The 15,406-nt window shown below is 39.3% G+C and carries 12 protein-coding genes; 3 read left to right on the top strand and 9 right to left on the bottom strand.

What is annotated here, in order from left to right:
• The first annotated feature begins 1 nt into the window (after position 1).
• Together GFH30_RS03375 and GFH30_RS03370 are read left to right on the top strand one after the other, a co-directional pair.
• Positions 2-649: a 3-oxoacid CoA-transferase subunit B gene (locus GFH30_RS03375; protein WP_153370898.1), complete on the top strand. Its 648-nt coding sequence runs from the start codon at positions 2-4 to the stop codon at positions 647-649.
• A gap of 181 nt (positions 650-830) precedes the next feature.
• Positions 831-1,217, top strand: a complete 387-nt coding sequence (locus GFH30_RS03370) for a carboxymuconolactone decarboxylase family protein (protein ID WP_153370897.1) — start codon at positions 831-833, stop codon at positions 1,215-1,217.
• 280 nt (positions 1,218-1,497) lie between these two features.
• On the opposite strand, the gene GFH30_RS03365 is transcribed toward GFH30_RS03370, so the two are convergent.
• From GFH30_RS03365 to GFH30_RS03345, 5 genes are all read right to left on the bottom strand, one after another.
• A complete protein-coding gene (locus tag GFH30_RS03365) occupies positions 1,498-2,853 on the bottom strand; it encodes an MFS transporter (protein WP_153370896.1) in 1,356 nt (451 codons plus the stop codon).
• Between the two features lie 104 nt (positions 2,854-2,957).
• Positions 2,958-3,662, bottom strand: coding sequence for a fumarylacetoacetate hydrolase family protein (locus GFH30_RS03360; protein WP_153370895.1), 705 nt, complete (start codon positions 3,660-3,662; stop codon positions 2,958-2,960).
• Positions 3,663-3,698: 36 nt separating this feature from the next.
• Positions 3,699-4,337: a maleylacetoacetate isomerase gene (maiA, locus tag GFH30_RS03355; protein WP_153370894.1), complete on the bottom strand. Its 639-nt coding sequence runs from the start codon at positions 4,335-4,337 to the stop codon at positions 3,699-3,701.
• A complete protein-coding gene (locus GFH30_RS03350) occupies positions 4,334-5,587 on the bottom strand; it encodes a 3-hydroxybenzoate 6-monooxygenase (RefSeq protein WP_153370893.1) in 1,254 nt (417 codons plus the stop codon). The genes maiA and GFH30_RS03350 overlap by 4 nt, the downstream gene beginning before the upstream one ends.
• Before the next feature lie 19 nt (positions 5,588-5,606).
• Positions 5,607-6,644, bottom strand: coding sequence for a cupin domain-containing protein (locus tag GFH30_RS03345; RefSeq protein WP_153370892.1), 1,038 nt, complete (start codon positions 6,642-6,644; stop codon positions 5,607-5,609).
• Positions 6,645-6,798: 154 nt separating this feature from the next.
• Here GFH30_RS03345 and GFH30_RS03340 point away from each other — a divergent pair, with 154 nt between their 5' ends.
• Positions 6,799-7,692 carry a LysR family transcriptional regulator gene (locus tag GFH30_RS03340; RefSeq protein WP_153370891.1) on the top strand — a complete coding sequence of 298 codons (894 nt, stop codon included), beginning with the start codon at positions 6,799-6,801 and terminating at the stop codon, positions 7,690-7,692.
• A gap of 876 nt (positions 7,693-8,568) precedes the next feature.
• Here the strand turns inward: GFH30_RS03340 and GFH30_RS03335 are convergent.
• Genes GFH30_RS03335 through GFH30_RS03320 form a run of 4 tightly spaced genes read right to left on the bottom strand, consistent with a single transcriptional unit; the run spans position 8,569 to position 15,039 of the window.
• Positions 8,569-9,429: a DUF7281 domain-containing protein gene (locus tag GFH30_RS03335; protein ID WP_153370890.1), complete on the bottom strand. Its 861-nt coding sequence runs from the start codon at positions 9,427-9,429 to the stop codon at positions 8,569-8,571.
• Entirely contained in the window at positions 9,426-10,658 is a 1,233-nt protein-coding gene (locus GFH30_RS03330; protein WP_067728755.1) for a hypothetical protein, read from the bottom strand. Before GFH30_RS03330 ends, GFH30_RS03335 begins: the two co-directional genes overlap by 4 nt.
• Positions 10,655-11,293 carry a hypothetical protein gene (locus GFH30_RS03325; protein WP_153370889.1) on the bottom strand — a complete coding sequence of 213 codons (639 nt, stop codon included), beginning with the start codon at positions 11,291-11,293 and terminating at the stop codon, positions 10,655-10,657. The genes GFH30_RS03330 and GFH30_RS03325 overlap by 4 nt, the downstream gene beginning before the upstream one ends.
• A complete protein-coding gene (locus tag GFH30_RS03320; RefSeq protein ID WP_171501028.1) occupies positions 11,290-15,039 on the bottom strand; it encodes an ATP-binding protein in 3,750 nt (1,249 codons plus the stop codon). Before GFH30_RS03320 ends, GFH30_RS03325 begins: the two co-directional genes overlap by 4 nt.
• Positions 15,040-15,406 lie beyond the last annotated feature (367 nt).

The following is a 15,406-nucleotide window of genomic DNA, read 5'->3' as shown; positions in this document are numbered from 1 at the left end:
CATGGCTTGGACACGCAATGAAATGGCACAACGTGCCGCGCTTGAACTTGAAGATGGTTTCTATGTGAATCTCGGGATTGGTTTACCGACACTGGTTGCCAACTATATTCCGGAAAATATCAATGTATGGCTACAGTCTGAAAATGGTCTACTCGGTATTGATGAATTTCCAACGGCTGAAACTGTTGATGCTGACTTGATCAATGCAGGTAAACAAACCGTGACTGCACGTAAAGGCGCAGTATTTTTTTCGAGCTCTGAATCATTTGCCATGATCCGTGGTGGTCATGTCAATATTGCGATTTTAGGGGCGATGGAAGTGTCTGAAAAGGGCGACCTTGCCAACTGGATGATTCCAGGTAAAAAAGTCAAAGGCATGGGCGGTGCAATGGACTTGGTTGCAGGTGTGCAAAAAGTCGTGGTACTGATGGAACATGCGGCAAAAGACGGCAGTCCAAAAGTTGTGAAAAACTGTGCTCTACCACTTACAGGTCAAGGCGTCGTAAATCGTATCATTACTGAACTTGGCGTCATGGACATTACTGCCGAAGGCGTGAAAGTGATTGAGCTTGCAAAAGATGTCACTCTTGAACAAATTCAAGCGGCATCAGGTGTTGAGTTGATTACCACTGACCTTGTCGCAGTTTAATTCGTGTATTTTAAAAAGCAGCTTAGGCTGCTTTTTTACACCTTAATATTTACATCGCTACTTTTAAATATGAAATTTGACGTTTCGAACGGATCGATTAAGGCTAAAGGATAAATCATTTTTTCAGCCAAAACTGAGATAATCACTACCAATAATAATGAACATCTTAGAGGGTTAAACTATGTCACAACAAGATTTTGAAAATGGACTAAAAGTACGTAAGGAAGTCATGGGCGAAAGTTTTGTGAAACGTGCACAAGACAATACTGTGCCTTTTACTGAGCCTTTGCAAAATTGGATTAATGAACATGCTTGGGGCTCAACGTGGCAACGTGAAGGTGTATTACCACGCAAATACCGCTCACTGATTACCATTGCTTTTTTAACCGCGCAAAAAAGCCCAACAGAACTCAAGGGACATGTACGTGGTGCACTGAATAATGGTGCGACGGTTGAAGAAATTCAGGAAGTGTTACTGCATAGCCTACCGTACTGCGGTGCGCCTGCAACTCAAGAAGCGTTTCGTGCTGCGCTTGAAGTGATTCAAGATTATGAGCAAAATAAGTAAGTTGCATATATTGAAAAAGCACTGAATATTCAGTGCTTTTTTAAGACAGAGTTCTTTCATCATTCAAAAATGCTCTATCTTTCCTCAATAATTTATTCCAAAGCGTTTGAAATATTCGTGTCTTTATTTAGATAAGATTCAACACTTCAATTACTCAATAAAAATTAAAAATATGGAATTAAAAAAACGAAGAAAAGAGAGCTTAAAACGTTATTATTCAAATGTAAAAAGTTGGGCATATCGCCCAACTTTTTATGATTCATGATGCTATTTTTTCTAATTAAGACTCAGCAACTGCATAAGTCGATTGTGCGGCTTTTTGCTTCATGCGTTTAATCATGAACAGTGCAAAGGCTGCAAAAACGGCAGGGATAGCCAATAGCGACAAGATCTCAAAGGTTGATAGGTTTAATGACATTAACCAACCACCAATAATTGAACCCACCACAGAACCTGAACGACCCACAGCATTCGCCCAACTTACACCCGTCGCACGGCAATGCGTTGGATAGAAGCTAGAAGAGAATGCATTAACACCCACTTGTGAGCCACTAATCCCCACACCGACACCAAACATACCCAACAACAGTAATGGCATCATGGCATTTTCGATACCAAAACCAAGGCAGACAAGGAAAACTGCACCTAATACATAAGCAATGCTCAGTACTTTGGTTGCATCTTTCTTATCCATTAAGTAACCAATCACAATTGCACCGATCGTGCCGCCAATTTGGAAGACTGAAGTCACCCATGAGGCATTTTCAAGGTTAAAGCCGTGATTGGTCAGCATCGTTGGCATCCAGCTCGAAATGAGATAGATAATCAACAAACTCATGAAGAAAGTACACCAAATTAAGAATGTACCGAGCGCATATTGACGACTAAATAAATCACGAATCCCCGCATTATTGGTTTCATTCTGTGTTGGAACCAAATGAGGAACAGTTTTTACATGTGGTGCAATCGAGCGGACAATTTTATCAATCTTCTCTTTGGCTCTGTTTTTTAAGACCAAGAAACGTAAAGATTCAGGAAGGAATATCATCAAAAAAGGAATGGTCGCTAAGGGTGCAATACCACCAATCAGCAAAATCCCTCGCCACCCGACCGTCGGTAATAACTGTGCGGATAGAATTCCACCTAATGCCGAACCAATGGTAAAGCCACAGAACATTAACGTCACTAAATTAGAACGACGGCGTGTCGGACTATATTCAGAGGTTAATGTAATCGCATTTGGCATTGCGCCGCCTAGCCCTAACCCAGTGATAAAACGCCAAATAATCAGTGAATTCATATCTGAGCTGTAGGCTGCAATGACACTGGCAAAACCAAACACTAAAATCGAACCGATTAAAATGGTTTTTCGACCGAACTTATCTGCTAATGGACCGAAGAATAAAGCACCCGCCATTAAACCAAATAAGCCCGCACCAAACAGTGGCGCGAGCCCTGTTGCTTCAAGCGCCCATTCAGCTTTTAGCGCTGGTGCAATAAAACCAACGGCTGCGGTATCAAAACCATCAATGGCGACAATGATAAAACACAGCCACATAATCATTTTTTGAGCGCGTGAGAGTGGATTACCATCAATGAAACTCTGCACATCAACGGTATTTTGAATTTGAGACATACGATACCCTCATGAAAAAAACGTATCCCTACGTCTTTGCATTACTTAGCAATCAAAGATGGCTTATTGTTTTGATTGTTCAGCCATCTTTGATGATGTAAATGTTAGATTACATTTACAGTGATGCCTGTTAAGCCCGCGATTTCAGCACGCATAACGTCACCTTTTACCACAGCACCCACACCTTCTGGTGTACCAGTGAAGATCAAATCACCTGCTTTTAATTCAAACAATGTTGATAAGTTTGCGATAGTTTCTGACACATCCCAAATCAGGTGGCTGACGTCACTACGTTGCTCAGTTTTACCGTTTACGGTTAAGTGAATGTCAGCTTGGTTGATTTCACCTGTTGCAGCGATTGGGTGAATTGGACCAATCGGTGCAGAGTAATCAAACGCTTTACCAATTTCCCAAGGACGACCTTTTTCACGCATGCCCATTTGTAAATCACGACGTGTCATATCTAGACCAACGGCATAACCAAAGATGTAATCTTTCGCATCTTCTACCGAAATATCTTTACCGTCTTTACCAATCGCAACCACTAATTCGATTTCATAATGGTAATTATTGGTTTGTGTTGGGTAAGGAAGATCAACCGCTTGGTTTGCAGGAACAGCAACAATGGATTCTTTGTCATTTGGTTTGCAGAAGAAGAATGGCGGTTCACGATCTGGATCGAAGCCCATTTCACGTGCATGCGCTGCATAGTTACGACCGACACAGTACACACGACGAACTGGATACTGTTGCTCAGAATCTACAATCGGGAGAGCTGCTGTTTCAATGGGTTCAAAAACAAATGACATATCTATTTCCTTGTCTTAATTTCTTAGGTTAAATCTTTAAATTGCATCTGACTGTTGTGCAGGATCTGCCTGTTGGAAGGCAGGCAATTGCATACAGTGCTCATAAATCGAAACAATAGTTGGGTAAGCGGATAAATCCACATTGAAGCGTTTTGCTGAATACACTTGCGGAATGAGATATACATCCGCCAAAGTTGCTGTATTGCCGTAGCAGAAGTTTTCACGTGTTGTATCTTTGGCTAAAATTGTTTCTAAGGCTGCAAAACCTTTTGAAATCCATTCAGCACACCATGCCAATACGTGTGTTTCATCTTGCTGTAAGTTTTTACGTAAGTATTCGAGTACACGTTTGTTATTGATCGGATGAATATCACAACCCACCAATGCCGCTAAAGCACGTACTCTAGCTTTTTCAAATGCACCTTCAGGCAATAGTGCAGTTTCAGGATAAACCTCTTCTAACCACTCTAGAATTGCAGGGCTCTGCGTCAACACACCTTGTTCTGTTTCTAAAACCGGTACAAAACCTTGCGGGTTTAATGCCTTAAATACATCTTCATGATGTTGGTTTTTAGCCAAAGACACCGATACCTGTTCGTAGCTCAAACCTTTAAGATTGAGGGCAATGCGTAAACGGTGTGAGGTGCCACTACGGAAGAAACCATACATTTTCATGCGGCATCTCCTGTGTGTTCAGCTGCTGCATCAGTCGCTTGACCCGTGTAGTAATTTGCTGCGCTTAGACAGTTATTCACATTCCAGCTGTACAGCCACTCCATTGCATCGTAGAAACGTTCACTTGGACGGTTACGCCATAAGTCGTTACGCACCATGCGTTGTACGCCTTTGGCATGATAAATTTTACCCATTTCACGTGAAGACAATACGATACGAGCAGTACGTGCGACACGCGCTTTTTGGTATAAAGCAAAGGCTTTGTGAATATCTTTTTCGCATACGCGTAATGCTTCACCAAGCGTTACTGCATCTTCCATCGCCATACATGCACCTTGCGCCATATATTGCGTCGTAGGATGCGCTGCATCGCCCAATAATGTAATACGACCATAGCTCCATACATCAATAGGTTCACGATCAGCAGTTGCCCAACGACGCCATGATTTTGGCAGTTCAATGAGCTGACGTGCTTTCGGACAGATTTCTTGGAAGTAAGATAAAACTTCTTCTTTAGAGCCGTCTTTTACGCCCCATTCTTCTTGCTCACGACTGTGGAACGTCACCACCACGTTGTATTCTTCACCACCACGCAGTGGATAATGCACGAGGTGACAGTTTGGACCGACCCAAATACTTGCGGCATTCCACTGTAAATCTTCTGGGAATTCTTCGCGTGGCACAACAGCTCGGTAAACCACATGACCGGTGACCAGTGCTGGATCACCCACGTATTTCTCACGAATCACCGATTTCACACCGTCCGCACCAATTAATGCCTGACCTGTGTAGCTATTGCCTTTATGGTCGATCACAGTCACGCTGTTTTCATCCTGATCAACCGCAACAATACGACAGTCGGTAATGATTTCGATATCACCATTTTCCTGTGCACCTTCCACCAATGAGGTGTGAATGTCAGCACGATGAATTACTGCGTAAGGGTTGCCGAAGCGTTTTAGGAAGTCTTCACCCGTATCAATACGACCGACACAATATTCATCGATGGCATCATGCATGACCATATAATCGGTATAAACTGCACGACCACGTGCGCGATCACCAATACCAAGCGCATCGAAAGCGTTGAAGGCATTTGGCCCTAACTGAATACCCGCGCCAATTTCACCAATTTCAGGGGCTTGCTCTAAAACTTTAACGGTGAAACCTTGTTTCGCCAAAGCCAATGCTGCAGCAAAACCACCAATACCACCACCAGCAATTAAAATAGGACGTTGATCGATAGACATCTTGATTCCTTCCAAAACTTTAGATACGTGCACGTGTTGAATAAAGCCCTAACTTCTTCTGTAAAGGCGCTTCATCAGCAACAAAAATATAAGCGGGTTCATCACCATTATTGATTAAATCAATTTGTGCAAAACAAGGTGCACATGCGGTATCAGAACGTGATAATTCATAGGTATTTGCATTGATGTCGATGTGCATCTGACCTTCAATGACATGAAAAACTTGCGCGGCTGAACGACGTTCCAATTGAACCACTTCTTTCGGCGCTAAACGAATCGCTGAATAACCAATAATTTTTTGGCAGTCTTCACCTGTTTCAGGATTCACATAGCTAATTTGTGCAGGACCTTGGTGCGCGGCATCAGCGGCTAAAGCATCCAATACTTGTTTTGCATCTTTCCAAGAGTAACGAAGCAGTGGATAACCTGAGTTTTCACGCACAAAATGCACAGTCGGAACGATGCCCTTAGCATAGCGATGACCACGATCCGTTCCTTTGACTTCTTGGACATCTCCGCCTTCAACGAACGATGCTTCCATGTAGTAAACCAAAGGTAAATCGAGAACATCGAGCCAGATCACAGGTTCATCGCCATCATGACCATGTTCATGCCATAAGCCTGATGGCGTTAAGATCAAATCACCATGCTCCATCGTGCATTTTTGACCTTCAACTGTGGTATATGCCCCTGTGCCTTCAACAATTAAGCGAACTGCATTTGGTGTATGACGATGTGAAGGTGCCCATTCATTCGGTAGTAGCAATTGCATACCCAAATAAATAGACGATGTTGCCTTCATGTTTTCTAAACCATGACCGGGATTCGCCAGTACCAATACACGACGTTCAGCTTTTTCAATTGGTGTTAATTCGCCTGCTTGTAATAAAAGCGGCTTAATATCTTTAAAATGCCAAGCTGTTGCTTGTGTTTGCGGGATGGGCTGATTCGGCGGTAATACATTACGTAGACTCGGCCAAAGCGGGACAAGATTTGATTGCGTCAGAGTTGACACATACTCTTTCGGTAAATCTTCTAATGTTGCAAGTTGTTCCATCTTTCAGCCTCTTCCAGTTTTGTAAAAGCAATTTTTAGCTAAAAATTGCTCGTCCACCCTTCATTTGGCTCAATTTATCAACAGCAAAACCTTGTATATATAGCCCGAAATGAATAGGCTATATTGATAAAATCAATACAGTATGATGACGCAGATGGATATTGATTCACGACTTATACAAATTTTTTATGAGATTTACCGCCATAAAAGTGTCTCAAAGGCAGCAGCTTCATTAGGCACGGGACAATCCACATTAAGTATTGGCTTAAATAAATTACGTGAACATTTTAATAATCCATTATTTGTTCGTGTCGGTAATAATATGGAACCGACCGATCTTGCCAAAGCGATTTATCCTATTACGGTAGAATGCTTAAATCATCTAAAACTGATTAATCAATACAATGTCGATTTTGATCCTACAACATCAAATTACGAATTTAAGATCAGCATGACCGATATTAGTCACTTGGTGCTGCTCCCCCAATTGGTTAATTATTTACGAGAAAATGCTCCCAATATTCGTTTAAGTATTGTGCCAATTGATGCGGATACACCTACGAAAATGGCTGAAGGGAAAATTGATCTTGCGATTGGATTTATTCCTCAAATTGAAGCAGGGTTTTATCAACAAACGCTTTTCAAACAAGAATATACCGTGATTTGCAGTCCATTCCATCCAAGGCTGAATCATGAAATGCTGACCCAAGAAGATTATTGCCGTGAACTTCATATTGATATTATGGGCACTGGCGGGCATTACATTGTGAGAAATGAATTACAAAAATTAGGTGTGAGTCGCAATATTTTGATGCAGCTACCCGGTTATTTAGGGGTCGGTCCAATTATTAAAACCACCGATGCCATTGCCACTGTACCGCGTTATTTAAGTGAATTTCTTGAATCACGGGGTGATATTAAAATCTTTAAACCACCCTATACATTCCCAAGTTATAGCGTGAAACAATATTGGCATTCTCGCTCACACAATAATTCAAATGTGGAATGGTTAAGACGTATTTTTTTCGAGCTGTTTTCAGAATCTTAAAAAACATCAGCAAGATTAAAATACATTCTCCCTAGCTCAGCAATTCTTCTGCACTAGGTTTTATTATGAAGTTTTATTGATTAATTTAGACGTATTACCTATAAGAAAATCCCTGATTTCGAATCAGAACTTCATACTCTATCTCATTTAAGAATAGACTAAAGTCCATACGTTTTGTTTTAGACAATTTTCGTAATCTTAGGCAATACACATAGTCACGATAAAAAGAGGTCATACACCTTTTTGTATATTTAACTGCATGCTGAAGCAGATCATGTGATTTTATGCCCCAAATTTATCTAACAACCTCTTTATGCCGAGCTTGATCAGAACTGATCTTGTACTGTTCCTCTGCAAAATGGAAAAGCTGTATTAAGAGATGCTTAAGCTTTTTGCTCATCCAAGATTATTGTTTTTTGTGAATCCCTTAAAGACTATTAAATATTATTTCAAATAAAAATTAGAGAAATTGAAGATTTCTAAATAAAGCATGAGGAGTTCAATCTCAATTGCTTGAGATTGAACATTCTTGGAAGAAAATTTGGCAATAAAAAAACCACTTAATATTAGTGGCTGATTTGTAACAAGAATTTTGGTGGAGATGGCGTCCGGCTAACTCAAATATAAAACAATGTTTTTATTAACTTTTATTTGTTTGGAAAAAATAGATTGTACATACTGTGTACAAGGACATCCCTGCGGAAAAGGAAATTGAACTCGGGAACTTTTCTTCTTTTTATATGTAACAAAACATATTTATATGCGGATATTGTAACATAAACTACGATACCCCAGCATGCCTATGAGCCAAAGATGTTGTATTGAAATTGTCATCTGTTCAAGCTAAAGCAGCCATAGCCCTATCCAGAAATAGGATTAATACAGAACCATCAAACGTCCTATTCGATTTACATTCTCCTGCATAATCGCAATTTGGTTCGTTTTAATGTGATGAAATAGCTCTCTTAAAACTATAGGTTCTTCTTGATCAACGGCGAGATCACGACTCTGAACAATCTGCTTCATGTATTTATGTATATTGTTATCGATGTGAGTTGCTCTAATTTCCTTCCAAATATACGGTACGATCAGTGCTAAAGGGCGGATTTTATAAAAATGAGAGGCAATATTAATCCCATAAGGATCAAAATCACCATAAAAAGCTACCAAGCAACTCATCGATACTTGTTTTAGTAATTTGACTACCGTTTTAATGTTGCTGCCATGCCCACGATAAACAAACAGGCTCGACTGCCATTCAATAGGTAACTGCATATACCAATCAAATACCCGACTCATCATGGCACCATTCTCAATAATAATGATGCGCTGTATTGCCGGTATATCAAGGTTTTCAATCTGTGTAGTCGCTAACATCCCCGCAAAAGCAATCGTCGCCTTACCTGTTTTTAATGGTAAATCAGTTGATACCGATGCAAAGACCAATTGATCTGCAAATACGTTAAATCCACCAACTTTTTCATCTTTCAAATAATCCACCAAGGTCATACGATCTTGCTGAAGTGTGATATTCACTGATGGTGCAACTTTGATATGACGCTGATAAATTGCTGTGAGCATCTCATAATCACGATGACTTAAGAGCAACTCTCGTCCCTGTTTAACACCCACTTGAAAGTCCTGATTGAGCATGAGCCATGTCTGGTTCAGTTCTACCACTTTCTTTTTAGACTGAATGGCATGTTTAATTACATTTAACTGTTTACCATTCATCATGAGCGTTCCACTCTAGAAATGACCACATTGGTGACCTGACTATTACCAGTAAATACTGGATCAATCTCTTCGATAAATTCGATCTTTAAGTCTTGTGGATAATCATTACGACAGCAGGACACCAAACTACTGACCCAATAATCTAACTCACAGTCTGGTGATAATTTTTCAAAAGTCGACCTTGCATCCAAAGTTTGATACCCACCTGTCTGAGCTGGCATAAGTGCTTCAAAGAAATGATTCAGTGCAATTTCAAGCGGTGATTCTTGTTGAGTCATAATCTCTTCTTTCGTAATGACCGTCTCTAGGACTTGCTCAGCCTTTTGCTCAAGTATTTGCTGATCCTGCAATGCTTTCTTCATTACTCCAGTACTGATCTCGACTAAGTCATCCGTGAGCTGATTTAAATCAGCTCGGCAAACCAAATCTTTACGCGGAATACGATAAAAGCTATCTGGTAGGTCATAAATATCTACATCATCGCGGATAGATGCATGTTGCTGACAGTATTTCAGCCAAGCATCTATCATATTGTTTTGTCGTTGATAGACCTCTTCTTGCTTCCATTCAAAAAGTTGCTTTTCAAGTTTTCCAAGACTATCAATCAGATCAATTTTACTCTGACGAAATACTGGCATGAGATAGTGCCGAATCGAATGCTCTAAGTCTTTATCTCCCACAGCCAGTTTAATCATTTCACTATGCGATAAAACCCCATGCACGGACAATAGCTCATTGACCACTGCGATATGACGTGTAATCCGCTTGATGCGTAACTTTAGGTTATTAAATAAAGTTAAATCGCGCATTGCTAAAATTGCAAAGTTGTAAGAGCTTTCATGGATGGCATTTGACAGTGAAATGACCAAATCGATGATTTCTTGTTTAAGCAAGTCGACACTCTCAGGTGTTTCTATTTTAGCCTGTACCAAATCATAGGTCGCATGTTTAATCTCATCCAAAATTTGATTGATCATTTTGGCATTATTGATAATTTTTCTTTTTTTATAAAAGCTGACAAAATTGATAATGATGTTGTGCAACTGGAAACTGTTGTTCTCAGTGTTGTAATAGCCCAATTCAGCATTATTGAGTGCATCCAGCATTACTTTATTATTTTCATCAATGACAAAGCCAGAATTATGAAAATAGACCGCCTCACTAATCTGCTCAATGTAGTTTAATAAGACTCTTGCTGGTTTCTCTGCATAATTGATTAAGTCTGTCACAGCAATTCACCCTGCTCAGGCTCTGGTGTGTCAAAAGAGAGCTGATGATGTGAGCACATAAACTCAAGCTCATCGTAAAGAACTGACCACTTACCTGTCGCTAGATAAGCAACACCATTATTTCCCGTCGGCACTAAATATTCATGATCGACTAAATATTGTAAAACAGAACTGAGTTGATCTTTAATCGTGGTGGTATTTCGTTTAATACGTTTAATTAAATCCGCCAGCTTGGCTTTAGCAATACTCGATTCATCAGTTACACGTAATAAATCGGTATAAGAAATAATATCGCCACTTTGAATTGGCAAACTATTTTTACTTAACTCACTGCGACAAAACTCAGCCCAAGCACTTACGAACTCTAATCTAAATTTACTTTCTTCAAATTGCTTACGTACAATCTCTGCTTCTTCTTTCGTTAAATTTTCTCGTGTATACACACAGTAGTAGGCTGAATTTTGCGTACTCATGACACAACGTTTATCTAGCATGGCCAAGGCAGTATTGATTTCTTCTAAGGCATGTACTTGTCTTAAAATTGCAAAAAACTCTTTGTCCGTATACTCACTAATAATACGCCCTGCCAATAGCGCGTTCAGGATCTGACTTTTTAAATGGTGTGGAATCATCATTCAACCTCAGCAACTGGAGTTGGCTCATTATTTTGCGTGCTTTCATGTGCCAATAAGGGATTGGCTAACAGACTTTTCTGTACCACAAATCTACGGATACCGAAATTACGATCAATATCATGCTTATGTTTGAATCGCTTACTCAGCTCGGCTGTGAGTCCCGGTTGCGCACAAATCAAATGTATATTTTGATCCTGCATCAATTGGAATAAGCGCGTGGTATTTTGTGTATCAAATTGACCAATTTCATCTAAAGGCATGTGAATCGCAGTATTAAGATCAGGGCACATATCACGAGTTAAAGCAGTAAAGATGATGATAATGATGAGCCGAGATAAACCAGTACTACTGCCCTGTGCCAAATCCGAATCATTATTGACTACAACAGTACGCCCGTTTTCCTTATAACCAATACGTAGACGGACTAATGTTTGAATATCATTAGTATCCACTTTGGCACTTTCTAATGCGGTGTATGTACGCTCATAAGACTCAATAAGTCGTTCTGAAGGCAATAAAGTCGAATCTTCTAAATTGGATTCTTGCAACTCTCGGACATAGCTCTTTAACTGTTCATACACATCCAATCCATCAAGTACCGATACCAATTTCGTTTCAATTTCAGTGAGCGCTGGGAATGGGTTGGTCGAGTTTGTTTTATAATTTAAATCCTTTGAGACTTTATTCAGTTTCGCATTGAAGCTTAAGACTGCTTCAGCATAATCACGTAAGCTGTAGGCTTTTAGACAGAATTGCGCACGAATCAAGGCCTCTCGGCTTGGGATATCGTGATAGAGCATTTCTTCAATTTCAAACATACTCTGTAAATCATAGGCAACACCTGTTAAAGCACCATAACGGTCAATACGGCTCTTCCATAATTTATACAATTCAAGATCCGTATCTTGGCGAATGATCGACATGATCACATATACCGACTGTTTGAGTTCTTTGTATTGTTGTGCTCGACGTGAGATTAAATCCTCGGTATAACGACACAGCATCTCAAAGTTAACTGGTTTGGCAACATCAACAGTTGTATTGATCTCAATGGCCTCTACATCGCCAAATAATTGATCGAGCATGGAAGCAAGTGCCGTCAGTTTTTTATTTTCGGCTTCAACGCTCCGAATGGTTGCACTGATCTTCTGACTATCATGTTGAGCCAATTGATTCACAGACTCTAATTTATCTTTTAATTTTTGTTTTTGTAAATTAACTCGATACAGCTCTTTTTCATAAGCGCTGATTTGCTCTGACAAATAGTCTTTTAATCGATATTCATTTTCTAACCACTGTGCATATTTCTGTAATTCATCGCGATAGTTTTTAATACGTTCATATTCATCCCGCAGCTGTTCAAATCTTTGCTTCGCATTGCGTTGTACTTGCACATCAAAACCACGTTGTTGCAGCTCACTTTCATACATGACACTCAAGTCTTCCAGCTTACGCTGGCAATCTTCTTGAATATTAAGATTTTGCTGTTTTAAGGCGATTTGCTGTTCAGTTAAAATATTTTTTTCATCTTGAATGGCATCTTCAATCCGTTGTCGTTCTTGCAAAAACCTCACATTAATTGCCTGGCGCTCTTGCTCAACAGTCCGTTTGAATTCATCGTATTGTCTTTGCGTTGTTCTGAGAAAATCTTCTGCAACCTGTTTGCGTTCCTGAATGGCCAATTGCAGACGATCTTTAAAAGATTGATATTCAATATGTAGACTTTCAAGCTCTGATTTTAAAGCATTGAGTTCAGTATTGAACTGGATGGTATGCAATTCCGCATCATGACGCTTTTTATGCAGTTTATTAAATGCGATCTCCAAGCTTTGCACTGTTTTATGCAGTTCATCTATATTTAGCGATACTTCAGCAAGTCGTGCTGTTTGGATATCTAAAGAATCTGCTTCCTGCGGAAGAGATAACTGATCAAGATCTAAGTTGAGGCCATAGAAGCTACCAAAGCCATCTAATTCTAAATCCCAATACGGACTTAAATCCTTACGTGCGAGTAATTTAGGGTGAATGACTTTTGCAATATGTTCACGCCAATTTACATCTGGGTTTTGATTTAAAAAATGTAAAATAGTGTCATTCGACTCAATCAATTCGATCAAGGACTTTTTTTCAGCCTCGAGTTGCTGCAACCTCTGTTTTTCTAAACGCAGTTCTTCGCGAAGATGTTCATACTCATCGCGTAAAACAGATTGATTTTGATAGTACTGTTTAATTTCTTTGTCTTTGTTCTGAATTTTGATGTTCTTTAAATCAATATCAACGCGATAAGCACTGTCCTCTTGTTCTTCATTTGCCTCCATACGCATGACAGTTTCAATGCGAGTTGTACAGCGGGTAATTTTAGCCTCAAACTCCGAACGTTGTTTTTCGTGACTTTGATTAAAATCCAACTCTTCAGCATGTTTGGCTTGTAAAAGCTCATCCATTCGTTGTTTTTGCTTGATGCTGAGCTGTTCTTTTTCATTTGCGAGCTGTTCTAAAGTTTCTGTGTTACGACCAACATCACGGTCTTTTTGCTTCAGTATCTCCAGCTCTAATTGGCTGAATTTATTTTTGACATCCTGATAATTTTGTTCGAGCTCACTTAAATAGTTTTTAGCATCCAGCATGTTCTGTTCATGAGTCGCTAAATGATGAAACTCCTGTTGTTTTTTTAAAATATTATTTTGCTTATAAAATGTTTCAGTATCTACAATCCGCTTTAAATGTGCCTGTGATGCCGTTAATTTTCCTTCGATAGATGCAAGCTCAGTACTATTTACAGCAATTTTCTGATTGAGTTCAGCTACATCACGCTGTAACTTTTGCTTTAGGTCAGCTAAGTTTGTTTCAAAAAGATGAATTTGATCTTCATTGTTTATTTTCCATGTTTGCACATGTGATTGATATGCTGACAACTCTTCATAGGTATTGAGAAGTACCGTTCTACGCTCAATCCCTGCTTGAATCTTTGGCTTTTCTTTTTGTAATCGATATAAAACACGCAGCTCATTCGTCACTTCAGCAAAATCATGACTGATTTTAAATTTGGTCACAGATCTTTCACTATCTAAATATAGATCAATTAGCATCTGTTTAAAGCTGTCTAAGAGATTCAATTTATTTGAGGTAATCTGCGTTAAATCACCGACATGTTTAATTTCCAATTTTTGCCCAGCTAAGGAAAAGAGTACTGCCAACTCTCGCAATTTCGGATTTGCTTTTAATCTAAACCGTTCATTGGTAATAACAGCTTTGTAATCCTTGGTGTGTTCTATTTGCAGACTGACATTCACCCCTTGTTTATACAAGTGGGAAAATAGCTCCTTAGCACTATTATTTTCCGCATGGAATTGAAGGTTTTCTTGAGTTAATAAAGTCTTTTCTGCTGCGCCTTGGATAAATCGAGTACAGAGTCGCTCTTGGGTAGGATGGCGATAGAACACGGCACAATTGATGCCCAGCGGTGTTGCATACTCATAAATCAACAAACTACGATCATGTGGCAAATAATAATCAGTAAAATTGAGTTTATTGGCAGATCGATCCATCATCCGATCTGGTCTAGCACCATAAAATACAGGTATAAGATTGAGTGCTGAGGTTTTCCCTGCGCCATTTTGTCCTGTGAGATTGGTATGCCCCCCAAAAACTTCTAGCTTGGTTAATGAACCTTTTAAATAAGAGTCATATAGATAGATCGTTAATAAGCCATTGTTTTTTGGAGTTTGATTTTCGTTATTTAGCATAGTACTCACAACTGATTTATGTATCATTAGACAAGTAATTTTTCCTATAAGATACTAATTTTTTTAAGTTATTGGAATTTAAAATACTGATATGCCGTGTTTACATTGAAGCATGATCATAGGATCAAAAGATGTCAGTACTTCTATAAAGACGATCTAGAATTTGCCCCACAATACGCAGTAGATTTAAGCCACAAATAAAACTTTGAATATGCTCGTATATTCATGAATCTAAAAACTGCTACTTATTTATTATCAGAACTTTTGTACTCATTTTACCATTCCCCCCAAGAATATAATGTGATGCTATATCATTACATTTTTTGATATTTCTTTTTCATGTATCATTCATTAAAACACATTCAGG

It is taken from the genome of Acinetobacter wanghuae (assembly GCF_009557235.1).
In the GTDB taxonomy this organism is placed as follows: Bacteria; Pseudomonadota; Gammaproteobacteria; order Pseudomonadales; family Moraxellaceae; genus Acinetobacter; species Acinetobacter wanghuae.
The sequence above is the reverse complement of the archived record's forward strand: the minus strand, read 5'-3'. Positions and strand labels throughout refer to the sequence as shown.